Source organism: Paraburkholderia panacisoli (genome assembly GCF_008369935.1).
In the GTDB taxonomy this organism is placed as follows: Bacteria; Pseudomonadota; Gammaproteobacteria; order Burkholderiales; family Burkholderiaceae; genus Paraburkholderia; species Paraburkholderia panacisoli.
This window is the reverse complement of record NZ_VTUZ01000047.1, coordinates 1-24,471: the sequence shown is the minus strand read 5'-3', so window position 1 is coordinate 24,471 and position 24,471 is coordinate 1. Positions and strand designations below refer to the sequence as shown.

The window sequence follows — 24,471 nt, the reverse complement described above, 5'->3', positions numbered from 1 at the left end:
GCTGGGCTTCTCGGCCATGCTGATGCTGACCGCGGCCTGCAAGGCGCCGCCGCCGCCCCCGCCAACCGTAGTAAAAATCAGCGTGACCGTGCTCGCCTCGGCGAACCCGGATAGCAGCGGACGTCCGTCACCCGTCCTTGTTCGCGTCTATGAGCTGAAATCGACCGCCGCATTCGATAGTGCCGACTTCTTCACGCTATACGGCAAGGACCAGGCGACGCTCGGCGCTGATCTGAACGCAAAGAGCGAGTTCATGCTGCGCCCTGGAGAAAACCGGAGCCTCGAACAGACTGTCCAGCCCGGCACGAAATTCATAGGGGTCGTCGCGGCGTATCGCGACATTGAACGCTCGCGCTGGCGCGCCACTGCCCCGGTGCCCCCGAACAGGACGACGCCCTTTGCCGTGAAGGTCGGCGCCGCTGACGTCGTGATCGGGCCACCTTGAGTGCTATGGGGTGACGGGCCTGGTGCGCCGACAAACAGCGGCGTTTGCAAATTTCCTGCCGATCAATCGTTTTTAAGGGTGGGCGCGCCGCAGGGCGACGTACGTCCGCGAAACCTTCCACGCCGTGCGAGGCGTTGCCTGTCACTGCGAGCCACCATGACCTGGCACCAACGAATGATCTGGTCCGAGGGGTTGTTCCTGGAACCCCAGCATTTTCAGCAGCACGACCGCTTCGTCGAACATCTGGTCCGCTCGCACGGCCGGGCGACCGAAGCGTGGTCGTGGGGCTGGGTCGCGTACGCGCTCGACGAGGTCGCGCTGGGTCTCGGCAAGATTGCGCTTGCCTCGGCATTCGGCGTGCTGCCGGACGGCACGTCGTTCTCGTTTCCCGACGAGGCGCCCGCGCCTCCTCCGCTCGACGTGCCAGCCGGCACGCGCGACGAAGTGGTGATGCTGGCGTTGCCGCTGTCGCGCAACGGCGCGAAGGAATTCGACGTTGAAGGCGGTCCCGCAGACGGCCTGCGCTACCTGGCAGTCGATACCACTGCCGTCGATATCACCACCAGCACCGACCGTGTGGCCGAGATGCGGGTCGGCATGCCGAATCTGCGTCTGATGCTGGCGCACGAGGCCACCGATGCCTATGCGACGATCGGCATCGCCCGCGTCGTCGAACGGCGCGCGGATAATCGCGTGCTGCTCGATCCCCGCTACATCCCTCCGATGCTCCACGCGCTCGCGCAGCCACAACTGCTCGGCTACGTGCAGGAACTTGCAGGCCTTCTGCATCAGCATGCCGACCGGCTCGCCGCGCGCCTCTCGAAGCCCGGACGCGGCGGAGTCGCCGAGGTCGCCGACTTCCTGCTGCTGCAAACGCTGAACCGCTTCGAACCGCAATTCGTCCACCTGCTACACGTGCCCCTGCTGCATCCCGAGCGCGCCTATCAGCTAAGCATCGCGCTCGCCGGCGACCTCGCCACCTTCGACGAACGCCGCCGTACGCTCGCGTATCCACCGTATCGCCATGACGACCTCGAAGGGTCGTTCGAGCCGGTGATGCGGGAATTACGTCAGCTCCTCTCGCAGGTGCGCGAACCCGACGCCGTCGCCATCGAATTGCAGCAGCACAAGTCCGGCGTGCGCGTGGCGACGATCAACGATCTCGAACTCTTGAAGAAAGCCGGCTTCGTGCTCGCGGTCAACGCGCAGATGCCGGGAGAAACGCTGCGTGTGCGCTTTCCGACTCAGGCCAAGCTCGCTCCCGCCGACCGTCTTCGCGATCTCGTCAATCTGGCCATGCCCGGAATCGGCTTGCGCGCGATGCCGATGGCTCCGCGGCAAATTCCGTTTCATGCGGGCTTCAACTATTTCGAACTCGATCGCGGCTGCGATCTCTGGAAAGAGCTCGAACAGACCGGCAACCTGGCGATGTATATCGCCGGTGAATTTCCCGGCATCGAACTGGAATTCTGGGCGATTCGCCAGTGACCGCCATGACGAGCGACGATCCGTTTGCAGGCTTCGAGTCCGATCAGACCATGATCAAGCCGAACCCGGGCGCGCGCCGGCGTCCGGACGGAGCCGCCACGGCGTTGCCGACCGACGCGCCCGGAAGCGGTGGCGCGGAGCCCACGCTCGATGCCGTTTTCGCCGCATCGGTGCAAGGCAGCTCGCTGAATCCGCTCGTCGCCGCGTGCGCGCCACTGCTGCGTGTCGCCGCGCAGATTCGCGCGATGACCTCCTGCGCCGACTCTAGCGCGCTGCGCGACGCGCTCGCGCGCGGCATCCGCCGCTTCGAGGCCCAGGCGCGCGCCAGCGGTGTCGTCACGGAGCATGTCACGGCGGCGCGCTACATCATCTGCACCATGCTCGACGAGGCGGCATCGGGTACGCCGTGGGGCGCCGGCGTCTGGGCGCGCCAGAGTCTTCTCGTCACGTTTCACAACGAGACGTGGGGCGGCGAGAAGGTGTTCCAGCTGCTCGCGCGGCTCGCGCAAAAACCGGCGCAACACCTGCAGTTGCTCGAACTGATGAACGTCGTGCTGGCGCTCGGTTTCGAGGGCCGCTATCGCATCTCGGGCGAAGGCCGCCAGAAACTCGACGCGGTGCGCGAACGCCTCCATGAGTTGATCCGCAAGGAGCGCGGTGAACCGGAGCGCGCCCTGTCGCCTCATTGGCGCGGCGTCGCGGCGGCGCGCAACCGGGTTACCGAAATGCTGCCCGTCTGGGTGGTGGGCGCTTTCGCGCTGCTGGTGCTCGCCGTGGCTTATCTCTCGATGAGCTTCAACCTGGGGCGCCTGTCGGACCCCGCATTCGATACGATCGCATCGATCCGCGCGGGCGCGACCCGCCCAATCGTCATTACGCCTGCCGCAAAACCCAGGCTTGCCGAGTTCCTCGCGCCGGAAATCCGCGATGGTCTTGTCACGGTGAGCGATCAGGTCGATCGCTCGGTCATCACGATTCGCGGCGACGGCATCTTCAAGGCCGGCAGCGCGGCCGTCTCCGAGCGGGTGAAGCCGCTGATCCAGCGCATCGCCGCGGCGCTCAACGCAGTGCCTGGCAACGTGCTCGTCACCGGCCACACTGACGATCAGCCGATCCGTTCGGCGCGTTATCCGTCGAACTGGGAACTGTCGCAGGACCGCGCCGCGAACGTGCGCGACCTGCTCGCGGCGACCGTCGCGCCCGCCCGACTGAAGGCCGAAGGCAAGGGAGACGCCGACCCGGTCGCGCCCAACGACACGCCTGCCGGCCGGGCGCTCAACCGACGCGTGGAAGTCACGCTATTCGCGAAGCCCGGCGCGTGACCCGGCTATAGCCAACGACAGCGGATCTCGACATGAAGAAAATCCTGTCGATCGTGTTCCATCCGATCCTGCTGCTGATCGTGGGCGTGCTGCTGATCGCGGGCGTCATCTGGCTCGTTGGTCCGCTCATCTCGATCGCACGCACCTACCCGCTCGAATCGGAGACCGCGCGTTTCATCGCGATCGGCTGCGTCGTACTGCTGGTGATCTTGCGGAGGCTATTCGCGGCGTGGCGCGCGAAACATACTCAGGCAGCGCTCACCGACGGGCTCGCCGCGCACACCGCACCGGCGCCAGAGGCACCGGCCGCGCCAGGCGCCGCCGAGGTTGCGACACTGAACGAACGCTTCGAAGAAGCGCTTGCGATCCTGCGCCAGGCACGCGTCACCGCATCGGGCAGGAAACCAGGCTGGCGCGACTGGCTCGCGCTTTCGTCCCGGCAGTATCTGTATCAGTTGCCGTGGTACATGTTCATAGGCGCGCCCGGCTCCGGCAAGACCACCGCGCTGATCCATTCCGGCTTGCGCTTTCCACTCGCGGACCGCTTCGGGACGGATCGGATCAAGGGTATCGGCGGCACGCGGAATTGCGACTGGTGGTTCACCGAGGAAGCCGTGCTGATCGATACGGCGGGCCGTTACACGACGCACGAAAGCGATCGCGAGGCGGACCGTGCGGCGTGGCAGGGTTTTCTCGGCTTGCTCAAGAAAACGCGACCGCGCCAGCCGATCAACGGCGTGCTGCTCACGGTGAGCGTGTCCGACCTACTGTGCTCGACACCCGCGAGCCTCGAGGAGATGGGCGCCGCGCTGCGCGCCCGCGTTCGCGAGTTGACCGAGCAGTTCGGCGCACGCTTTCCGATCTACGTGCTGGTGACCAAGGTCGATCTGCTCGCCGGCTTCGCCGAATTTTTCGCCGACATGACCAAGGAGGAGCGCGAGCAAGTCTTCGGCTTCACGCTGCCTTATCAACCCGGCGCACCCGATGCCGCGAAGACGTTCGATGCGCGCATCGTCGAGGAACTCGACGCGCTGGAAGCGCGGCTTGTCGCGCGCATGCCCGAGCGGCTCCACGCGGAAACGGGCTTGCCGCAGCGCGCGGCCATCTTCGGTTTTCCGCAGCAGTTCTCAGCGCTCAAGCCCGTCCTCGCGGAATTCCTGCGTGCGACCTTTGTCCAGTCGCGTCACGACGATGCCCCGTTCGTGCGCGGCGTCTATTTCACTAGCGGCACGCAGGAGGGAACGCCCATCGACCGCGTGATGGGATCGCTTGCGCGCGCGTTCGGCGTCGAGCGCAGCGTGCCGCCGCCACGCCAGGCAAGCGGGCGCAGCTTCTTCATCGAGAAGCTGCTCAGCGAGGTCGTGTTCGCCGAGCAGGGGCTGGCCGGTTCGAATCTCAAGTGGGCACGGCGACGGCATCTGCGGCGGCTGGCCGCCTACGCAGCCATCACGGTCGCCGCGGCTGGCGCGCTGACGCTCTGGGGCACGAGCTACTTGCGCAATCGCGCCTATGTGGCAAGCGTCGATCAGGCCGCACGCGCGGCGCAGGCCACCGCGGCAGGCACGACCTCCGCGAATGCGAGTCTGGTGGCGCTGCTGCCGTTGCTATCCTCGGTGCGCAATCTTGCAACGACCGCGCAGGTCGATGCACGGCGCCCGCCGCTCTCGATGCAATGGGGACTGTGGCAAGGACGCAAGCTCGACGCCGCATCTGACCTTGCCTATCAGCGTCTGCTGAACGACCTGTTTTTGCCGAAGCTCGCGGCACGGATCGAGGAACAGGCGCGCAGCGCGAACGCGGCCAACACGGGTTACGCCTACGAAGCGCTAAAGGCCTATCTGATGCTCAACGAACCCGAGCATCAGGATGCCGACGCCCTCAAGGCCTGGATAGTGACCGACTGGGACCGCACCTTGCCGCGCGAGGTCGGCAACGACGAGCGCGCGGCGTTGAGCGCTCATCTCGACGCGCTGCTCGCGCGCGGAGCGGTGCATTCGAACCTGCCATTCGATGAAAGCGTCGTCAGGCAGTTGCGCACCATGCTCGCGTCGAATCCGCTGGCACAGCGGGTCTACGGACGACTCAAGCAGCAGGGGGTGGGCGCGGACTTTCCCGAGTTCACCGTGGCGCGCGCGGGCGGCCCGAACGCGCCGATCGTGTTCGTGCGCGCGAGCGGCGCGCCGCTCACGCAGGGAGTGCCGGGCCTCTACTCCTTCGACGGCTATCACCAGGCGTTCCTCAAGGCGATCGACCAGGTCGCTTTGCAACTGGCGTTGGAGGAGCCGTGGGTGCTCGGCATTCGCGACCAGAGCGGCCTGCCACGCGGTGATCCGGCCGCCATGCAGCGGCTGACTGAAGACGTGCGCCTGCTCTACCTGCAAGATTACGCGCGCATCTGGAGCGCGTTTCTCGACGACATCCGCATTATCCGGGCGACGACGCTCCCGCAGGCCGTGCAGATCGCGCGCATTCTTTCCGCGCCGGACTCTCCGCTCGCGGCGCTCGCACGCGCCGCATCACGCGAGACCACGCTCGGCGCGAAGCCCGCGGGAGAAGCAAGCGTGGTCGACAAGGCCAATGACAAACTCACCGCTGCGCGCGACAAGCTGATGAAGATCATCGGCGAGCCCGACCCGACGAAGATCGCGCCCGTGGCATCGGGCAACCGCCTGGAGAGCATCGTCGACGACCGCTTCACGGGCCTGCGTGCGCTGGTGGCCAGTCCCGGTGACGGACAGCCTCCTCCGATCACGCAGACCATCGGGCTGATCAACGATATGTACGTGTACTTGAACGCCACCGATCAGGCGCTGCAGCAGAAAACCGCGCCACCCGCCTCCGACGTGCCGTCGAAGCTGCGAGCGCAGGCGGAACGAATGCCCGAGCCGATCCGCGCGGCGCTCGTCGATCTCGGTAGCGCTGGCGCGGTCGAGACGCAGGACGCGCGTCGCGCGAATCTCTCCGCCGACCTGAAGGAGTCGATCTCCGCGTTCTGCAATCGCGCCGTGACCGGACGCTACCCGTTCAAACAATCGTCGACTAGCGACGTGCTGCCTGAAGACTTCGGCGCACTCTTCGCCCCCGGCGGCAAGTTCGACAATTTCTTCCAGAAGAACCTCGCGGCCGAGGTCGACATGTCCACCAAGCCGTGGGCCTTCAAGAAGGTCGACGATTCACAGGTGCAGATCAATCCGGCCGGCCTCGCGCAATTCCAGCGAGCCGCAACGATACGCGACGTTTTTTTTCACGCTGGAGGCAAGGCGCCGTCGCTGACGTTGCAGTTCAAGCCGGTGGAGATGGATGCATCGATCCTGCAGCTCTCGCTCGATGTGGACGGACAGGTACTGACCTATGCGCATGGCCCGCAGGTCGCGACGACCATTCAGTGGCCCGGCACGCGCGGCAGCGGACGTGTGAGCCTGCAACTGACGCCACCGCCGACGAGCGCAGCGGGCAACCTCATGTTCGAGGGGCCATGGGCTCTGTTTCGCATGTTCGACCAGTTGGATATCGAGCCCACGTCCCAGCCGGAGCGCTTCTTCGTGACCTTCAATGTGGAGGGGCGCAAAGCGCGCTTCGAGGTCACGGCGAACAGCGTGGAGAATCCGTTCCGCCTCGCCGACCTGCACGCCTTCTCCTGTCCGGCGCAGCTATGAACGACGCGCTTGAGCCTGAGCCCTCACCGGCTAGCGTTACCGAAGCCGCCGTCGCCGGCTGGTACGGCAAGCTGCCGTCGCTTGGCGACTTCGCCACGCGCCGCCTCTCCAGCGCGTTCGTCGACGAGTGGGACTCGTGGCTTTGCGAACGTCTTGCCGAAACGAAATTGCGACTGGGCGAGCGCTGGCTCTCCGTTTATCTCACCTGCCCGGTGTGGCACTTCTTCGCCATGCCGGGCGCGATCGCCCTTGAACTGCGTGAGTGCTGGACCGGCGTATTGATGGCATCGGTCGACCGCGTCGGGCGGCATTTTCCGCTCACGATTGCCGCAGCCCTACCCCGTGCACCGGCGACCGGCAGCGAGATCGACGCGATCTGGCAATGGCTCGGCGAGATCGAGAAGGTGGCGCTCGCCGCACTCGATTTCGATTACACGATCGAGCGGTTCGACGCGCAACTCGCCGCCTTGCCGATACCCACCATGGTGGGCTGCGAACAGTCGGCGCCTCTCTTGAGTACACCGTGGACTGCGTCGTCTTGCGCCGAGTTCTCCGGGCAACTGGCAAAACAGCTCGCACCGGTCTGGCAAACCGGAATTCATGGCTTGAGCCTCTGGAGCACCGAGCAACGCGCGCACGAAGAGCTGGAGGGTGAACCGGCGGAGCACAAATTCACGATCTGGCCAAGCTGCGGAATGCCAGACAACGAGCTCTTCACCAACATGCTGCTGAATCGAGAACCATGACCGAGCCTGGCAACGTCCCGGACATTCCCGGCCAACCGCCGCCTGAGAGCGACAGAACGGTCATCGTCAACGTCGCGCGGGCAAGCGCAAATCCGTCTTCGGCAGCGACGGCGGCAGCCGGCGGACACAACACCTTGCCGCCCGGCACGCGACTCGGCGAATTCGAAATCGTCGGCCTGATAGGCGAAGGCGGCTTCGGCATCGTCTATCTCGCCTACGACACATCACTCGGGCGGCACGTCGCGCTGAAGGAGTACATGCCTTCGGCACTCGCCTCGCGGGTGAGCGCCACTGAGGTGCAGGTGAAGTCCGAGCGGCACGAGGGCACGTTCCGCGCGGGTTTGAAGAGCTTCATTAACGAAGCGCGCATTCTCGCGCAGTTCGATCATCACTCGCTCGTCAAGGTGTATCGCTTCTGGGAGGCGAATGGCACCGCGTACATGGTCATGCCGTACTACAAGGGCGCGACGCTCAAGGAGGCGCTCAAGGCCATCGGTAAGCCGCCCGACGAGCGCTGGCTGGCCACCCTTCTCGCGCCGTTGCTCGACGCGCTCACGGTACTGCATACGTCGAATTGCTATCACCGGGACATCGCGCCCGACAACATCATCCTGCTCGAAGACAGCGGGCGTCCCGTGCTGCTGGATTTCGGCGCGGCACGCCGCGTCATCGGCGACATGACGCAGGCCCTCACCGTGATCCTCAAACCGGGCTATGCGCCGATCGAACAGTACGCCGAGGTGCCGTCTCTGAAGCAGGGCGCGTGGAGCGATCAATATGCGCTCGCGGCGGTCGTGTACTTCGCGATCGTCGGCAGGACGCCGCCGCCTGCGGTCGGACGCATGGTGAGCGACAACTACCAACCGCTCGAAAAGCTCGCTGCCGGACGATACTCGGGGCGCTTTTTGCGCGCCGTCGATCACGCGCTCGCCGTGATGCCCGCCGACCGGCCGCAGACCGCGCGGCAGTTCGCCGACGAACTCGGCATCACGCCAGAGGGATCGCCGCCGCACACCGGACGACGCCCCGAACAGACCGGAATGTCCTCCCGCTCCGGGGACGATTTGCGGCCGGCTTCGTCAAGTCGGCGCGTCGTGTGGTTCGGCGTGGCCGCCGTGATGCTCGCGGCTGCGGGCGTCGGAACGTGGTTGTTGTACGAGCGCGCACCGAACCCTGCCCGTGGCCCCGCGCAATCGGCAGTCGCGCCCGGCGCATCGAAAGCGGCTCCGTTGGCTATGCCGGAAGCAGCGTCGGCGACTCGCGTCGAGCCGCCCGTGGCGAGCGGCGCGGCGGAGAACCCATCGACATCGTCCAACGCGTCGCCACAATCTGCACCGTTACCCTCTTTGCCGCCCTTCACCGCACCCGCCGAACTCGTCCGCCTCGCGGGTCTCGCCGACCCTGCAATCCAGGTCAAGGTCGATCTCCCGGTGCCGCGCGCGGTGGTCAACCGCGACAAACTCCGCTTCTCGCTGACGAGTAGCCACGCTGGTTATGTTTATGTGTTCGTGGTGGATCCCGCCGATCAGTACTTGCAGCTTTTTCCCAACGAGCTTGACCGCGACAACCGGATCGCAGCCGGCAAGCGGCTCGTTTTGCCGCGTCCCACCTGGCCGATGCTCGCGGGAGAACCGCTTGGGGAGAATCATTTCGTCGCGATCGTCTCGCTTGCACCGCGTGACTTTTCCGAGCTCGGCCTGACGCACGAGTCCGTGTTTGCGAGCTTGCCGCGCTCCGCACAGCAAGCCGCCGCCGCGAAGCGCACCCCGACTTCGTCGCCGTTCGCCGGTACGGCCCAATGCAGCGAAGCGAACTCGCCGTGTCCGCAACAGTATGGGGCAGCCACCTTCAAAATCGATGTCGTGAAATCGTCTAAGTAGCGGGACTGTCTCAGGCGCGGGCGCGGCTGGCCCGGACGCGAAACGGATCGCCGCAGGACGAGGACAATCATGGTTACCACACGGACCTGCCATGCCGCGCTCGCCGGCATGCTGTGCGCGGCACTGATCGGCTGCAGCAGCTCCCAGCCGCCGCAGACGGCCGGGCAGGACTCCCGGGAGGGCGCGGGGACCCGGGCCGATGTGAATGCGTCATCGCAACTGACGCCCGCCGTCGGTGCTGACGCCGGCGTCGCGTACCCGCTCGGGGGCACGCCGTCGTCGGAACTCGCGGGCACCGCTTCGGCCTTCGCGACGCGTAACGCGATCTATCAACCCGTGCGTTTCACCGACTTGCCTGGCTGGGGCAGCGACGACGTCGAGCAGTCGTGGGAGGCGTTCAAGCGCAGTTGCGCGGTGCTAGCCGGCAAGCCGGGCTGGTCCGCGCCCTGCACCGCTGCGCGCAGCGTCGATGCACGGAACGCCGCGTCGGTGCGGCGCTTCTTCGAGAAGAATTTCACCGTCTATCAAATCCGCAACGTCGACAAGAGCGCCAGCGGCTTGCTCACCGGCTACTACGAACCGACACTCAACGGCAGCCGCAAGCGTGGCGGGCCCTATGTGTACCCGGTTTATGGCGTGCCCCGCGATATGTTGTTTCTCGATCAGCGACGCCTGCCATCGGGCGCGCGGGATTCGGCGATCGCCGCGCGCATCGAAGAGCGCAACGTCATTCCGCTCTCCTCAGTGTCGAGCGGAAATCTGAAAGGAGTCTATGCGCTGCAATTAGGCAACAGCGTGCCCGACATTCGCGACAAGAAGCTTCGCCTGCGGCAGGCCGGCAACCGCATCGTGCCGTACTATTCGCGCGCCGAGATCGAGCGCGGTTACTTGAATGCGCCGGTCCTCGCGTATGTCGAGGACCCCGCCATGCTCTATTCGATGCAACTGCAGGGGGCCGGACGGATCCGCCTGCCTGACGGATCGATTCTGCGGCTGGCCTATGCCGAGCAGAATGGCTTCGCATTCAATCCTCCCATCGCGAACGCGAGCACGAAGGGACGTAAGATTCTCGTGCGCGGCGTCGAGATCGACCTGGAAGAAGGCGCGGTGAATGCGGATGCGTCGGCCGGTGGCGGCGTCCAGGCAGACGATGTGCCGCAATCGCCGCTGCTGCGCAATGCGGGCGCGAGCGGGAACCCGAACGCTGCCGCAACGGACGACACGGGCGTGAGTGCCGCCGATGATGGAGCGACTTCACCGCTTCTGCGCGGCTTCAATCTCGTCCAGGGGGCCAAACCCGCGGTCCACCCGGCGCGCGCAAGTATGTCCGGCAGTGCGGGCCAACCGAACGCCCCGCAGGTCCAGCAATCCGCACAGGTACCAGCGGACCCTGGCAGTGGTCAAGCGCTGTCGGGCAAGCCCATCAACTACCTGTTCGCGACATCAGACCCGAGCTACGTGTTTTTTAGAACGATTCCCGATTCGGCAAACGGTCCCATCGGCGCGCTTGGCGTACCACTTTCGGCAGGACGCTCGGCCGCAATCGATCCGCGCACGACGCCGCTCGGCGCACCCGTGTTCGTCAGCACTGCCGACACGCCACCGGGCGCTCCACCGATCACGCGCCTTCTGATGGCGCAGGATGCGGGCGGCGCGATACGCGGCGCGGTGCGCGTCGACTTCTTTTTTGGCTCCGGACCTCAGGCGCAGGTACAGGCCAGCAAAACCCGGCAACCCGCGCAAATGTGGGTATTGCTGCCCAACGGACTCAAGATCGCCGCCAAGGAGTCACGTGTACGCGTGCGCGGCGCAGCGGTCGCGCCAACGCTCGATTGCGTCGTGAACGACCCCGACCTGTGCGTCGAGAGCGGGCAGTAATGCTGACTGTCGGCGACGGGTCGCGCAGGCTTGTCCCCTCTCGCGTGAACTTCGGAGCACACCTCAAATGGGTCAACACAACGTCCTGATTGCCTTGCCGACCTACCGCGACGAAGTGCACATCAACTTCGCGTTTTCACTCGTCAACACGACGCGAGCCCTGACCGAAGCCGGCGCGCAATATCAGATGATGCATGTCGGCTCGTCTCACATCACCCGTGCCCGCAATCTCTTTGCGAACTATTTTATGGAGCACGAAAAATTTACTCACCTCCTGTTTCTCGACGCCGACATGCACTTTCCTGCGGAAGCAGTGGTGAAACTGCTCATGGCTAACAGGAGCGTCGCCGGCGTCGCGTACCCATACCGACGCGTCGACCTGAACCGGCGGATCGACCCGACGGACAACGGCCTCTCGATGCGTGACTGGCTGGAAAAACACGCCGACTATACCGTGCAGATCAAAAGGAATCAGGATGGCCAGGCCCAGGTCGTCAACGGCTTTGTCGAAGCCGAACATATCGGCACCGGCATTCTGCTCGTCCAGCGCGACGCATTCGCTTCGGCGATGCCTTTCGCGACGCGTTTTGGACCGCCGGAACAATATAGATCGATCGTCCCCGGCGGTAACTTTTATGGCTTCTTCGACGCGATCGAGGAATACGGCGCGTACCTGTCGGAGGATCTTTCCTTCTGCCGTCGCGCGCGACTCGGCGGCTGCACAATCTGGGCGCTCGTCGATCAGACGGTGGTGCACTACGGTGCATCGGAAGTCGCTGGGCAATACTTGCGAGCGCTGACGTTGCGCGGCAGCGTCAATTAGGTGTGGGCGGTTTGCACCGGCGCGTTCGCGGCCGACCCTTTGCATCCACACGGACTACCCAAAGCGTATTGCGTGGAGGACGTTGCAAAAAGAGCTTCGGGCACTGCTTGCTAAAACAAGGGGCGGATATTCGCTAGCGTCGCAATAGAGGGACAGGCGACTACCGGACCGATCAACAGCGACTCATCGTGCGCTTTGACCAGGCCGCCTCTGCCACGCGCCACGACCAGGCATTACCGCTCGCCACACGAAAACCAGCAGCCGATCTTGTGGCGATGGACGGAAAAGCGAATCGACCTGTGACTTCATCGGTGCCGCTCTGTTCGCAGACAGTTCGATCACCCCGTCAACATTCGTCAATGTGTTTCTCAAGCTCGTCCTCTGGCTAAGCTGTGGCTAATCGCATTTGCGTCGCCGCAACTCTTTTTGAAACTATCCGCTGATTCATCTGGAAAAAGCCGTCTCTTACGACAATACTTCTCTCATAACTTCCATGAGACCTGCGAGGAGACTTGTCATGGAAATAACAGCAAGAAGTGCAATGGGACGAGGGCAGGAGACATCCATTCTTTCGGATTTGTGGCGCAGACGTACGCATCTTTCGGGCGAGGAAATGGCCATGATGTATAGCCTCGTGATCGGCGCGTTGCGCCCTTACCACCCGCTCGAATTGCAATCACTCAGGGAAGACAAGGAAGAACTGGTTGCACAATTCATCTATGCGAAGGTGTTTCGCCTTGAACCCGGACATACCTATTCGAATGCCTGTGCCGAGAGCGCGCCGTCAAGCAACTATGCAGTCTGCGCTTACTTCAGGCGCTATCTGATTGATTGCTTGCGAAGTGCCCGCCATCAGCACGACGTGTCCATAGAGATCGATGGGATCGGACAGGAAGTGGACGAACACGCGCGGGCCCTCGACGATCCGGTTGAATCCGTATTGATGCAATATGGACTCAACGAACCCCGTGTGCGTCATCTTGCGCGAGAGTTCATCCATAGCCTCGACAATCACGAGAGAGTCGTGCTGGCAGGTTCGCTGGGATGGTGTTCAGGTTGCAAAGGTGGGCTGTCGGGAATAGCGGCGCGCCATCGAGTGCCTTCATATCACTATCGAGCGGTGAAGCTCGGTGTCACGCTAAAAAAGTCAGCGCGTCCAGCAGATTTTGCCGAGACCAAAATTGGCAGGTGGTTGAGTGAAGTAGTCGGGATCAAGATAGCAATGGAGAACCGGACCGTTATCTTGCTGATTCTCAGTCTGCTTGGGGCCGAGTCGAGCGAGCAGAATTGCTTTGGGTGAATTGCGGGGGGCGTTTGATGTCGGAGGGGGTGGTGGTTTGCCTGTGCAATCGTGGTTTATTGGTGAGTCGACGATCAAACACTTTGTCGGGTGAACAGCTGAGCGCGAGAGACATTCAAGCGATCTGTGGGCACCATATGCGGGTCCACGCGGACGACTGAGCGGGATTTTGCAAGCCTGATATCGACATCTGCGGCATGCTGTTCTTCGGAGATACGAACTTATCAGGCTTGCTTAACACTGCCCGACGGGATATGGCGCAATTTAGCTTGCTACGGTTGCCCTGTCTGGACGTTCAGAAAATCGACGAGAGCACGTTGGTGTTTGGCGTGGTTGAATATTGACGGCCTCCGTGCCGAAGCATGGATCAACGTGACGGAATTATCAAACAGAATCATTGAGGCTGACCGCGATGTTCGTCATTGAATTGCACCAAACGCGGTGACGATGTGCATGTAGCACGCGATGCACGCGCGAGCAATACTCGACATAACCATGCGCCCGGTGACGTTGGTGTTCAGATGCAGTAGTCCCGGGCGCACTCGTGCTTCTATCCCAATGCAAGGAGAAGACCGGTCAAGCCAGCGAGCGGATATGACTCAGCACCGTGAGCCGTTCTTCGCTGCGGGCACGCGTCGGCGTGCCGAAATCGATCACGTTGATCGACGCGATGCCATCCCGCTCCAGTTGCTCGACGAGCTGCAACTCCCAGGCGAGGTACGCCTTCATCTGCTGTGCAGCCTGCTCCGGTGCATAGTGATACGGGCTGTACCATGCGTCGTCGTCGCCGGTCAGGTTGCCGTCGTCGCCCGTGGCTTGCGGCAGGCCGAGTGCGAGCCAGCGCTGCGTGCCACCGAGCAACGCCGCTACGCCAGGCCGCCGCTCGCTCAACTGGTTGGCGAGCAGACCTGCGAGTACGCCATCGCTGGAAGTGAGCGCGAGTTGCCGCGACGGCTCGACAATCCGGTCCAGCAGATCTTCTAGCGCGCTCGCCGCAACGAAGCGCGCCCCGGCGATATGTGCGCGGCGGAAAGCAAGACTGCTGTCCACATCGACCACCTGTGCCCTGCCGGCTTCCAGCGCCTGCGCAAGCTGGTCCGCTTCTATCCACTGCGGACGGCCTGGCGTGCGGAATATCACCGACGGTGCAGGTCCTGTTTCGAACGCCACGGCAGGCTCGTCATCGGCAAGCACGAACACCTGGAGATAGCCGAGCTGTACGAGCCACGAGGCGGTCATGCGGGCACGCACGCCGTCATCGTCGGCAAGCACCACGCGGGCATGCAGCGTACCCACGTATTCATCGGTCGCCTGCACCAGTTGCCCGCCAGGCGCCGAGCGCCAGCCGGGGCGATGGCCCGCTTCGTATTCAAGAGGACCACGCACATCGAAACGGTACAGCGTCTGCGCGTTCGCTTCGCTTTCGAATCGGGCGAGCGTGGCACGGTCGATCTCAACCACGCCCGCTTTGGCCGCAGCTCGTTGCGCAAGGACGCGCGCGTTGCCGAGAACGGCCTCATCGGGCCGTGGGGCCGTGCGGATCTGGCCGCGCTCCAGTTCGAGGCCTTCGAGCAGCCATGACATCGACCCACCCGTCAGCGCGACAACAGGGTTTGGAATACCGGCATTGACGAGGGACTGCGCGCCGAGGATGCTGCGCGTTCGACCTGCGCAATTCACAACGATCAACGTATCGGGCGACGGTGCGGCCGCAAGAGCCCGATAGACCAGTTCGGCACCCGCGCATTCGACACCGCCGGGGATGTTCATGGTCCGGTATTCCGGGAACGGACGACTGTCGAGTACGACCAGATCTTCACCGGCGTCCTTCAGTCGCTTGAGCGTTAATGCATCGACGTTGGGTGTATCCAGCCGATGTTCGATCACCTCGCCAAATGCCTTGCCGGGCACGTTGGTCCCGCTGAACACTTCGAAACCGGCGGCCTCCCAGCCGCTAACGCCCCCTTCGAGAACCGAGACGTCCGTATAGCCGAAGCGAGCGAGCAGTGCCGCGGCACGCGGCGCATACTCGCCCGCTTCGTCGACCAGGACGATCGGCGTGTCGAATCGCGGGACGAGCTGACCGACAAGAAGGCCGAGACGACCGACAGGCGCAATGGATGAATAGAAGAGTCGGCGGCGCGCCGATACCCCTTCCTCGCGGACATCGAGGATCGCGAGCTCACGTCGGTCGGCGAGCGCTGCGCGCAACGCGGACGGTGCAATCAGAGAACGGGTGGGATGGGTCATTGGTGGTCCGATGGAACGTAACGAAATGGAACAGGTAGTCACAGTGAGAAGAAGGCCGCACTCTGCAATTCGCCCACGGTTTCCTGAAGCAGCGGATCGTCAGCGCGACGCGCTGTCACCGCGCGGGAGGTCGTTGCGCTCGCGCCGCCGGACGAGTTGCACCGCATCCTTCGCGATACGGCGCAGGACGCCGGCAATCATCGTCGTGAGGTAGATCTGGGGCGAACGTGGCTTGATGCGCAATCTTCACGTCGGCGGCGGGAAGCAAAGCATCCCCGGCCGCGACCTCGGCTTGCGTGCTGAACGAAGACCGAGAGCGTTAGCTTCTTACGCGTCGCCTCAGGCGCTGGAAGCCTCGCGCTGCCAGACACTCGACGCATAGGCGGACTCGTTGAAGTCAGCAGCAACATACGCCGCGAGGCGCTCTGTATGTGAAGCCAGATCGGCGAGAAACAGATCGCGGCTGATGCGCCGGACCACCGCGGGAATGTCGCGCTTCATGCTGGGCACGTCACCGACCGGAACTCCGGCACTGACGAAACCGGCCGGATTGTAGACGTGAATGTCCTTCAGATAAGGCGCCCGCCCCGCCACCTTCTCCAGATACTCCAGCGCCGAGCCAAGATAGGGATGCGCGCCGAGCCCCTCATCGCTGTCGTGCGCCGGGGGCGTGTACTGATCGCGCCACAGCCGGATCTGCGAGGCGAAATCGGCAAGTTCCGGCCGCGCCGACGGATCGATGAAATAGCCGGTGCCTGCAATCGCGAAGTCGAATTCGAATGTTTCGCCCGACACCTCGGCCGCAATGTGCCCGGCGGCCTCACGCGCGGCCCCCCATTGCGCGTTGAGATGCAAATGGAAATTCGGAAACCGCGTGACACGCTCGATGGAATCCAGCGGCGCCGCCGACCCCGAGCGTTTGAAGCGCAGCGCTTGTGCCCACCGCAATGCGTCGGGCAGATCGAAGTAGTTGTCGTACGCGCCAGGATAAGCACGCGCGCGGGAAACCGGCACAGCCGCCAACGTCGCACGGCGCACGAACAGATGCACATTGGCCGCGCCCGCTTCGAGCGCGGTCGCCGCGGCGTCGAATGCGGACGCCGCGCCGCCGAGCACCGCGACCGATTTGCCGCGCAACGCGGCGAAGTCGATGGCCTGCGACGTATGAGCAACCAGCGACGCCGGCAATCGCGCCAACTCACGCGGCACGAACGCGCCGCCGTTACCCGCGACGCCATTGCACAACAACACTTTCCGGGCCGTCTCGACACGCGCGCTACCGTTCACTTCGAGATGCAGCCGGAAATGCCCGTCGACCGGTTCGATCCTCACGAGGCGCGTCGCGTAGCGAATCGGAATCGCGAGGAATTCGCGGTACCACGCCAGATAGTCGGCCCACCGTTCACGCGGGATGCGATCGATCTCGCGATACGACGCTGCGCCAAATCGCGCTTCATACCACGCCTGGAAGCCTAGCCCCGGTAGGCCGCCTTCCGGTCCGACCAGCGATTTCGGCGTGCGCAGCTTGTTCATTCGCGCGCGGTTGAGCCACACGCCGGCCTTCGACGCGTCGGCCGCGGCATCGATCACGCTGACGCGGCCGATGCCGGCCCGTCGCAGTGCAAACGCGAACGCGCAACCTGTCTGGCCGCCGCCAACAATGAACACGTTGTGATCGATGCCGGGCCGCTCCGGCACCCAGTTCTCGGGGGCGGGGCCCAGCAGTTCAAGTGTGCGGCGCGCTTCGTTGTCGGAATGGGCAGTCTGTGTCATCAATCAGTTTTCCTTGTTGGCGGCGTATTGGCGGTGCAGATCAAGCAGTCTTTGCGAAGGCGGCATGTGCCACTTGTTGCCTTCATCGATCAGAAAGCTGGTGCGATGCCAGTCCTTGACGATCCGGTCCAGCGCCGCGACCGTGTCCGTCTGGCCTTTGCGCACCCAGATCACCGAGGGCGACGGAATCAGTTGCGTCGTCATCGGCGACTCGTAGTCTTTCCACTCGCCGGTGCTGCTTGCAAGCCGCGCCTGGATTCCCGGCGTCACGTGCACCGACGCCACGCAGGTGCCGCCGCGCAACGCGAGCAGCGCCTCGGGCATGCCCTTGAACGCCTTGACCTGCGCGCCGTATTGTTCGATCAACGGCTTCGTGTAGTTGCTGCCCTGCGATACGCACACCGGCTTGTCACGCAGATCCTTCCAGTCGTGGATGCCGGAGCCCTTGTGAACCATCGCGCTGCCGCCTATCTCTTCGAACGGCGTCGGCACATAGCTGAGAATTTCGTCGCGCTCCTTCGTGTACTGCATGCTGGCGATCAACACGTCCACCTTGCCCTGTTGCAGGAATTGCACACGGTTGGGCGGCGTCACTTCGACGGCTTCGAACTTCACGCCGAGATGACTGGCGAGGCTCTCGCCCAGTTCGACGTTGTAGCCGACCGGCTTGCGCGTCACGGGATCGAGCGAGCCATACGTGCCGTCGAGCACGACGCCGACCACCAGCGTGTCGCGGGCCTTGACGCGGTCGAGCGTTGCGTCGGCGTGCGCCGCATCGAGCCACGATCCGCTGGCGAGCGCGATCGACAGGAGCACGCCGAGGCGCCGCAGGCGTTTCGGAAAGCGGAGTTTCATGAACGAATGATGGATGTCAGTGAGAGAAGGCCGCGTCGGGCGTCTTCGCTTCGATGCGAAAGTGGTCGAGTTCATCCGGGGCGCACTGGGCGATGAGCCCCGTTTCCCACGCGAGATACGCGCGTGCTGCATCGAGATTGCCTTCGTGCCTGTCGTGCACGAAAAACAGATGATCGATACGCTCGCTGTCCGCAGGCACATGGGGTGACGCTTCAAGCGGAAGGCCCGCTTCGCTCCATGTGGCGATGCCGTTCGCGGCGATCCACACCGACGTGAAGCCCGCCTCGCGCAAATCGAGCGCCGCCAACGCAGCCAACTCGGGGCTGTCGGCGAACAGCACGAACGGATCGGACGCGCGAGCGGTGGCAAGCGTTTCGAGCAGCCGTGGCCGGATCGACCAGCGCGCGCCCGCAGGATGCCCCTTCCGATAAGCCGCACTCGAACGCAAATCGACCAGGTGCAGGACGTCCACGTCATTCAGTTCGCGCAGTCCGCGTGCGTCGATGAGATCGAGTTTCGACGCGGCATGTTGATCGGCACGCGCTGCGGAGCGCTCTAACGCCGCGGCGTCCTCCGCGGCGACGAGTGCGGCTTCGATACCCATCTGCACGAGCCACGTGGCGATGACCGGCGCCCGCACTCCGTCGTGATCGGCCAGCAGCACGCGCGCGGGGCGCACGCCGATGGTCTGATCCGTCGCTTGCAGCAGTTGGCCGCCCGGTGCATGGACGGCGGCGGGCACGCCGTCACGCGCGAACTCCTCGGCGGATCGCACGTCGAGAAGATACGTCGTGCGATCCGCTGCATCGAGCCACGACTGCGCGATGCGCTGATCCAGCGTCGCAATCGAGAAGCGCGCGGCCAGTGCGGCCGCACGGCGGCGGGCTTCCGCAACAGTGCGCTCGTCGACGGCATCCGGATAATGGCGCGTGCTGCCGTGCTCCAGCGTCAGGCCGGCGAGCGCCCAGCCCTGCGTGCCGTTCTCCAGCGCGATCACCGGATTCGGCACGCCCAGATTGCGCAACAGCTGTGCGCCGATGATGCTGCGCGTGCGCCCGGCGCAGTGCACCACGATCGGCGTATGCGGATCAGCCGCGAGCGCGCCGACGCGATACGGCAATTCTCCGTTCGGGCAGCTCACGGCACCGGGAATGGTCATCTTCGTGTGCTCTTCGGCCGTGCGGCCGTCGAGCAGAACGAGCGGCACGCGCTCGTTCTGCCGCTTCGCGAGTTCAGCCGCCGATATGCGCGGCGTCTCGCAAGCATGCTCGACCAGTTCGCCGAAGGTTTTCGACGGCACGTTCACGCCTTTGAACAGCGTGTAGCCCGCAGCCTGCCAGCCGTGCACGCCACCTTCGAGGATGGACACACGCGTATAGCCAAGCGCATCCAGCCGGCGTGCGGCGCGGCGTGCCGTCGCTTCGTCCTGGGCGCCGCCGTCGATCAGGACGATGCGCACGTCGCGGCGCGGCGCCAGCCGTTCGATATCGAGTTCGAGCCGGCTATACGGCAACGGAATCGCGAAGAACGGATGGCCTTCGCCGAACTCGCCGGCTTCGCGCACGTCGAGAAGCGCGATCTCGCTCCTGTCATTCAACCATTCGCGCACGGTCGGCGCGGAAATCAGCGGAAAAATATCGGCCATCGGGAATCAGTCGGCAAGAAAAATGGGAAGTGGATGCGTTTATTTGAGTACGCGGCGAAATGCCTGGCTGAGATCGTCGATCAGATCAGCGGGATCTTCCAGGCCGACATGCAGCCGCACGACGGGCTCAGCGCCGCGCCAATAGCCGTGCTCACGCAAACGGGAGGCCGGCGCGATCAACGCGAGGCTTTCATAACCACCCCACGAAGCGCCAATACCGAACAGCCGCAGTGCATCGATAAATGCGCTCGCGTCAGCCGCTTGCGCGTGACGGAGCGCAAACGAAACGAGTCCGTTGGCGCCGGTGAAATCGCGCTGCCACAACGCGTGACCGGGATCGTCGGGTAGCGCCGGATAGAACACCCGTGCGACGACACGACTCTCGGTTTGCAGAAAGCGCGCGACTTCGAGCGCATGGCGGCCGTGCTGCGCAAGCCGCACGGCGAGCGTGCGTATGCCGCGCAGCGCCAGATAGGCATCGTCGGCGCCTATGCTCAAGCCGAGCGCGTCGTGCGTATCGCGCAGACGACGGGCAAGCTCCGGGTTCGCCGTCGACACCGCGCCTTGCATCAGATCCGAGTGGCCGCCGAGATATTTGGTCGTCGCCTGCACGGAAATGTCCGCGCCGAGCGCGAGCGGCCGATACAGCAGCCCCGCGCCCCACGTGTTATCCGTGACGAGCAGCACGCCGTGTTCGCGCGCGAAGGCCGCGAGCGCCGGCAAGTCGATCACTTCATACAGGAACGATGACGGCGACTCCGCATAGATGAGCCGCGTGGTGGGTCGCAGCAGCGCCGCCGGCACGCCATCGCTCGCGCTGAAATAGCTGAACGACACGCCGAGCCGCGTGAGCAGCGGCTCGACGCGTTCGCGCACCGGACCATAGACGCTGTCCTGCACGAGCACGTGATCGCCCGGCGACAGCAGTGCGATGAACAGCAGCGAAATCGCCGCCAGTCCGGACGGCGCGAGCAGCACATCGCTCGCGCCTTCGAGTTCGCCGATCGCCGCCTCGAGCGCGCGATGCGTCGCCATGCCATGCCGCCCGTAGGTGCTGACGGCTTCGCCCGCCTCGCGCCGGTGATGCAACGCAGAGCGATCCGCATCGCGCTCGAAGCGAACCGTGCTGGTGCGTACGACCGGCACATTGACCGGTGCGGCGCCGTGTTCGAACGGCGGCGAGCCGGCGTGCAGAATCCGCGTCTGCAATCTATCGTCGCGCGCCGACATCAGCCGACCGCCTGGGTGGCGCGTTGCATGTGTGTTGCGTTGTATCGCACGACAAGCCCCGTATCCGTTTCGAAGCCGAGTCGTCCCGTCAATGTTTCGAGCGGCCGGCCGTACAGGTGAAAGTGCAGCGTCGGCTCGGCGCCGCCGACATGAATGCTGTGGATGTCGTCCGGCAGAAACGCGATCGGCACGCCGGGGCGCACCACCACCTCATGCGTCACTTCGACTTGCGCACGATCCGGGTCGCGGCCGTCGTCCGTGCGCCGGTAAATACGGTTGAGTTCCGCGCCGTCGATCGCCGCAATCACCGCCCACGTATCGTGGTTATGCGGAATCGTCGTCTTGCCCGGCAGCAATGAGTTCAGATACAACGCGAAGCCGTCCTCGCCGGAATTGAGCCGATAGCGGGTCGAAGTGTCGCCGCTGCCTGGCTGCGGCGGCGGAAAATCGGCGGCATCGAACAGCTCGCGATGCGTCGCGAGTTCGAGCAGCCGCTCGCTGAGCGCATCTAGCGCAGGACGCGTCACGCCCCGTTCAGCGATGATCCGGCGCGCGTCGTCGAGCAGCGCGTCGACGGCGTGTTTTCGTTGCGCGGCAAGGGTGCCGGCGATTTCGTTGGTGCTAGTCGTCATGGTAATGAGGAAATTAGACGGATGGTTGGATGAAACGCCTGCCATCAGGAGCCGCGCGGCAGACGGCCTGCCCGGTCTTCGCCGCGCGCACGCTGCAGGAAGAGTCGAGTCCTGTCGTTGGACGGGTTGCCGAAAAGTTGCCCGGCGCGGCCGTGTTCGAGGATCACGCCGCCTTCGGTGAAGAACACTTCGTCGCTGATGTCTTCGGCAAAGCGCATTTCGTGCGTGACCAGCACGCACGTCTGGCCTTCGTCGGCCAGTTCGCCGATCACGTTCAGCACTTCGCCCACCGTTTCCGGATCGAGCGCGGACGTGACTTCGTCGAACAGGATCAGGTCGGGCCGCATCGCCAGCGTGCGGGCAATCGCCACGCGCTGCTGCTGGCCGCCGGACAACGCGCCCGGATATGCGCGGGCCTTATCGGCAAGACGCACTTTCGCGAGCAGCGCATGCGCGTCGCTTTCGGCCTCGGCGCGGCTGCGCCCGAGCACACGCATCGGCGCGATGGTCAGATTCTCGAGCACGCTCAGATGCGGAAACAGGTTGTACTGCTGGAATACGAAGCCGATCCGCTTGCGCAGCGCGATGCGTTGCGCGTCGGTTTTCTGAGCGCGCACGTCAATCCCGTCGACATGGATTTCGCCGCGCTGCGGCGCGATCAGACCGTTGATGCAGCGCAGGATCGTGGACTTGCCCGAGCCCGACGGTCCGATGATCGACACTGCGTGGCCACGCCGGACCGACAGATCGATGCCTTTGAGCACCGGAGTACTGCCATACGACAGATGCACGTCGCGCAGCGAAAGCAGGACGCCGTTTTCACGTGCGCCGGTGGCGTCCGGCGCATCGCCGCGCGCTGGCGACACCGCTGCAAGCGCCGCATGCTCGTTCAGTGCGATACGGTTCATGCCGCCTCCGTGACGGGTGTGTCGAGCGTGTTCTCGGCGGCGCCGTTGCGCACGAGCGCGGCGACTGCCGCCGCAAGACGCCGCGCGCCTTCCACGATTTCGTCACGACCGGCGACGATCGACAGGCGAATGTGATGCGGGACTCCGAACGACGTACCGTCGACGACTGCAAGGCCGTGCTCGTACAGCAGATACTCGACAAAATCGACATCGCTGAGAATCCGGCTGCCGCTCACGGTAGTCGACCCGATCAGCGCGCTGCAATCGACGAAGGCGAAAAAGGCCCCTTGCGGCGCGATGTAGTGCAGGCCGTCGATGTCGCGCAATGCGTCGAGCAGCAGATCGCGCCGCTCGCGATAAGCCGCCACCGACTCCCGCACAAAGCGCTGATCACCGCGCAATGCGGCGGCGAGCGCGGCCTGTCCGATCGACGAAGGCGCGGAGGTCGATTGCGACTGGACGATCGTCATCGCGCCGATCAACTCGGCGGGACCGGCGCCGTAACCGATGCGCCAGCCTGTCATCGCGAACGGCTTCGAGCCGCCATTGACGATCAGCGTGCGATCCGCCAGATCGGGCGCAAGGGTCAGCAGATGCTCGCGCGAGCCGTCATCGAAACGGATGTGTTCGTAGATTTCGTCGAGCAGGACCCATACGTGCGGGTACCTGCGCAATACGCTCGCCAGTTCGGCGAGTTCATTGGCGTCATACACCGCGCCGGACGGATTCGACGGCGTGTTCAGAATGAGCCAGCGAGTGCGCGGCGTGATGGCCGCTTCGAGACGCGCGGGCGTCAGCTTGTAGCCATCCTCGCGCAAACCGGCCAGCAACACCGGTGTGCCGTCGTTGCTCGAGACCATGGCTGGGAACGACTGCCAGAAAGGCGCCGGAACGATCACTTCGTCGCCTGTGCGAAGCGTTGCGGCAAACGCGTTGTAGATCACATGCTTGCCGCCGTTGCTCGCGATGATCTGCTGCGGCGGATAGGCAAGCCCGTTTTCTCGCGCCAGTTTCTCGCTGATGGCGTTGCGCAGATCCAGCGTGCCCGCAGGGGCCGTGTATTTCGTGTCGCCCGCCGCCAGCGCGGCGATCGCGGCCTGCTTGATCGACGCGGGCGTATCGAAGTCCGGTTCGCCAGACGTCAGATCGACGACAGTGCGACCGCTTTGCGCCAGCGCCTGTGCGCGCGCCTTCGCCGCCGCGTTGGGCGCGATGCCGATGCGGGCAGCACGCTCCGAGAGAATCAGTTTCGTCATCCGTTGTCCTTTCGAAAATGCATGGCGGTGGGTGCAGCGCCATCCGCACCACCAGCGACAGGCAATTCTAGGAAGACATACGACGTTCGCTAACCAATGAATGCGCGAAACCTTATCTACCGATCTGCTATGTGACCAGAAATCGCGCACTAGTCCATTGAACCGGATGAATTGCACCGGATGCGTCGAGCTGGATCGGAATACTTCCATTTCAACGGGGCAGCCTGCTTGTTGTATTGACGGATATAGCGCATGAGCTTTTTGTCGAGGTCTCTGGTGCTGGTGAATACCCCGCGCGTGATGACGTCGCGCTGGATGCGGGCAAACCAGTTCTCGACCTGGTTCAACCATGACGAATACGTGGGGGTGTAATGTATCGAGACG

Annotated in this window: 19 protein-coding genes; 9 read left to right on the top strand and 10 right to left on the bottom strand. The window is 64.3% G+C overall.

Annotated elements, in window-relative coordinates:
• Positions 1–16: 16 nt before the first annotated feature.
• The 9 genes from tssJ (at position 17) to FVF58_RS41135 (ending at position 13,538) form a co-directional block, all read left to right on the top strand.
• Positions 17–445: a type VI secretion system lipoprotein TssJ gene (tssJ, locus tag FVF58_RS41175; protein ID WP_149675414.1), complete on the top strand. Its 429-nt coding sequence runs from the start codon at positions 17–19 to the stop codon at positions 443–445.
• Positions 446–601: 156 nt separating this feature from the next.
• Positions 602–1,933: a type VI secretion system baseplate subunit TssK gene (gene tssK, locus FVF58_RS41170; protein ID WP_149675380.1), complete on the top strand. Its 1,332-nt coding sequence runs from the start codon at positions 602–604 to the stop codon at positions 1,931–1,933.
• Between the two features lie 5 nt (positions 1,934–1,938).
• Positions 1,939–3,255, top strand: coding sequence for a DotU family type VI secretion system protein (locus tag FVF58_RS41165; protein ID WP_149675379.1), 1,317 nt, complete (start codon positions 1,939–1,941; stop codon positions 3,253–3,255).
• Between the two features lie 32 nt (positions 3,256–3,287).
• On the top strand, positions 3,288–6,911 hold the full coding sequence (tssM, locus tag FVF58_RS41160; RefSeq protein ID WP_149675378.1) for a type VI secretion system membrane subunit TssM: 3,624 nt from the start codon (positions 3,288–3,290) through the stop codon (positions 6,909–6,911).
• A complete protein-coding gene (tagF, locus tag FVF58_RS41155) occupies positions 6,908–7,657 on the top strand; it encodes a type VI secretion system-associated protein TagF (protein WP_149675377.1) in 750 nt (249 codons plus the stop codon). The genes tssM and tagF overlap by 4 nt, the downstream gene beginning before the upstream one ends.
• Entirely contained in the window at positions 7,654–9,537 is a 1,884-nt protein-coding gene (locus FVF58_RS41150) for a serine/threonine protein kinase (RefSeq protein WP_149675376.1), read from the top strand. The genes tagF and FVF58_RS41150 overlap by 4 nt, the downstream gene beginning before the upstream one ends.
• Positions 9,538–9,606: 69 nt before the next feature.
• Positions 9,607–11,415, top strand: a complete 1,809-nt coding sequence (gene mltA, locus FVF58_RS41145) for a murein transglycosylase A (protein WP_188131104.1) — start codon at positions 9,607–9,609, stop codon at positions 11,413–11,415.
• Between the two features lie 67 nt (positions 11,416–11,482).
• The gene (locus FVF58_RS41140; protein ID WP_149675375.1) at positions 11,483–12,238 is read left to right on the top strand and encodes a glycosyltransferase family 2 protein; all 756 of its coding nucleotides are present in this window, start codon (positions 11,483–11,485) and stop codon (positions 12,236–12,238) included.
• A gap of 517 nt (positions 12,239–12,755) precedes the next feature.
• Entirely contained in the window at positions 12,756–13,538 is a 783-nt protein-coding gene (locus FVF58_RS41135) for a hypothetical protein (RefSeq protein WP_149675374.1), read from the top strand.
• A 576-nt stretch (positions 13,539–14,114) separates the two neighbouring features.
• Here the strand turns inward: FVF58_RS41135 and FVF58_RS41130 are convergent.
• The 10 genes from FVF58_RS41130 to FVF58_RS41090 all read right to left on the bottom strand — a co-directional run.
• On the bottom strand, positions 14,115–15,788 hold the full coding sequence (locus FVF58_RS41130) for a rhodanese-like domain-containing protein (protein WP_149675373.1): 1,674 nt from the start codon (positions 15,786–15,788) through the stop codon (positions 14,115–14,117).
• A 99-nt stretch (positions 15,789–15,887) separates the two neighbouring features.
• Positions 15,888–16,031, bottom strand: coding sequence for a hypothetical protein (locus tag FVF58_RS51925; protein WP_188131103.1), 144 nt, complete (start codon positions 16,029–16,031; stop codon positions 15,888–15,890).
• A gap of 96 nt (positions 16,032–16,127) precedes the next feature.
• Positions 16,128–17,561: an NAD(P)-binding domain-containing protein gene (locus tag FVF58_RS41125; protein ID WP_149675372.1), complete on the bottom strand. Its 1,434-nt coding sequence runs from the start codon at positions 17,559–17,561 to the stop codon at positions 16,128–16,130.
• Positions 17,562–17,564: 3 nt separating this feature from the next.
• Positions 17,565–18,416, bottom strand: coding sequence for a transporter substrate-binding domain-containing protein (locus tag FVF58_RS41120; RefSeq protein ID WP_149675371.1), 852 nt, complete (start codon positions 18,414–18,416; stop codon positions 17,565–17,567).
• A 16-nt stretch (positions 18,417–18,432) separates the two neighbouring features.
• On the bottom strand, positions 18,433–20,061 hold the full coding sequence (locus FVF58_RS41115) for a rhodanese-like domain-containing protein (protein WP_149675370.1): 1,629 nt from the start codon (positions 20,059–20,061) through the stop codon (positions 18,433–18,435).
• A 39-nt stretch (positions 20,062–20,100) separates the two neighbouring features.
• The gene (metC, locus tag FVF58_RS41110) at positions 20,101–21,291 is read right to left on the bottom strand and encodes a cystathionine beta-lyase (protein WP_149675369.1); all 1,191 of its coding nucleotides are present in this window, start codon (positions 21,289–21,291) and stop codon (positions 20,101–20,103) included.
• A complete protein-coding gene (locus tag FVF58_RS41105; protein WP_149675368.1) occupies positions 21,291–21,923 on the bottom strand; it encodes a cysteine dioxygenase family protein in 633 nt (210 codons plus the stop codon). The genes metC and FVF58_RS41105 overlap by 1 nt, the downstream gene beginning before the upstream one ends.
• A 44-nt stretch (positions 21,924–21,967) precedes the next feature.
• Complete coding sequence (locus tag FVF58_RS41100) at positions 21,968–22,831, bottom strand: amino acid ABC transporter ATP-binding protein (RefSeq protein WP_281291348.1); 864 nt, start codon at positions 22,829–22,831, stop codon at positions 21,968–21,970.
• Complete coding sequence (locus tag FVF58_RS41095) at positions 22,828–24,087, bottom strand: aminotransferase class I/II-fold pyridoxal phosphate-dependent enzyme (protein ID WP_149675367.1); 1,260 nt, start codon at positions 24,085–24,087, stop codon at positions 22,828–22,830. Before FVF58_RS41095 ends, FVF58_RS41100 begins: the two co-directional genes overlap by 4 nt.
• A gap of 149 nt (positions 24,088–24,236) precedes the next feature.
• Positions 24,237–24,471 (bottom strand): transposase (locus tag FVF58_RS41090; RefSeq protein WP_188131102.1); only part of this gene is annotated, 235 nt, incomplete at its 5' end.

Excerpts from the sequence above, each read along its gene's own strand:
- tssJ (WP_149675414.1), top strand. The coding sequence starts at position 17 with ATGCTGATGCTGACCGCGGCCTGCAAGGCGCCGCCGCCGCCCCCGCCA.
- tssK (WP_149675380.1), top strand. The coding sequence starts at position 602 with ATGACCTGGCACCAACGAATGATCTGGTCCGAGGGGTTGTTCCTGGAA.
- FVF58_RS41165 (WP_149675379.1), top strand. The coding sequence starts at position 1,939 with ATGACGAGCGACGATCCGTTTGCAGGCTTCGAGTCCGATCAGACCATG.
- tssM (WP_149675378.1), top strand. The coding sequence starts at position 3,288 with ATGAAGAAAATCCTGTCGATCGTGTTCCATCCGATCCTGCTGCTGATC.
- tagF (WP_149675377.1), top strand. The coding sequence starts at position 6,908 with ATGAACGACGCGCTTGAGCCTGAGCCCTCACCGGCTAGCGTTACCGAA.
- FVF58_RS41150 (WP_149675376.1), top strand. The coding sequence starts at position 7,654 with ATGACCGAGCCTGGCAACGTCCCGGACATTCCCGGCCAACCGCCGCCT.
- mltA (WP_188131104.1), top strand. The coding sequence starts at position 9,607 with ATGGTTACCACACGGACCTGCCATGCCGCGCTCGCCGGCATGCTGTGC.
- FVF58_RS41140 (WP_149675375.1), top strand. The coding sequence starts at position 11,483 with ATGGGTCAACACAACGTCCTGATTGCCTTGCCGACCTACCGCGACGAA.
- FVF58_RS41135 (WP_149675374.1), top strand. The coding sequence starts at position 12,756 with ATGGAAATAACAGCAAGAAGTGCAATGGGACGAGGGCAGGAGACATCC.
- FVF58_RS41130 (WP_149675373.1), bottom strand. The coding sequence starts at position 15,788 with ATGACCCATCCCACCCGTTCTCTGATTGCACCGTCCGCGTTGCGCGCA.
- FVF58_RS41125 (WP_149675372.1), bottom strand. The coding sequence starts at position 17,561 with ATGACACAGACTGCCCATTCCGACAACGAAGCGCGCCGCACACTTGAA.
- FVF58_RS41120 (WP_149675371.1), bottom strand. The coding sequence starts at position 18,416 with ATGAAACTCCGCTTTCCGAAACGCCTGCGGCGCCTCGGCGTGCTCCTG.
- FVF58_RS41115 (WP_149675370.1), bottom strand. The coding sequence starts at position 20,061 with ATGGCCGATATTTTTCCGCTGATTTCCGCGCCGACCGTGCGCGAATGG.
- metC (WP_149675369.1), bottom strand. The coding sequence starts at position 21,291 with ATGTCGGCGCGCGACGATAGATTGCAGACGCGGATTCTGCACGCCGGC.
- FVF58_RS41105 (WP_149675368.1), bottom strand. The coding sequence starts at position 21,923 with ATGACGACTAGCACCAACGAAATCGCCGGCACCCTTGCCGCGCAACGA.
- FVF58_RS41100 (WP_281291348.1), bottom strand. The coding sequence starts at position 22,831 with ATGAACCGTATCGCACTGAACGAGCATGCGGCGCTTGCAGCGGTGTCG.
- FVF58_RS41095 (WP_149675367.1), bottom strand. The coding sequence starts at position 24,087 with ATGACGAAACTGATTCTCTCGGAGCGTGCTGCCCGCATCGGCATCGCG.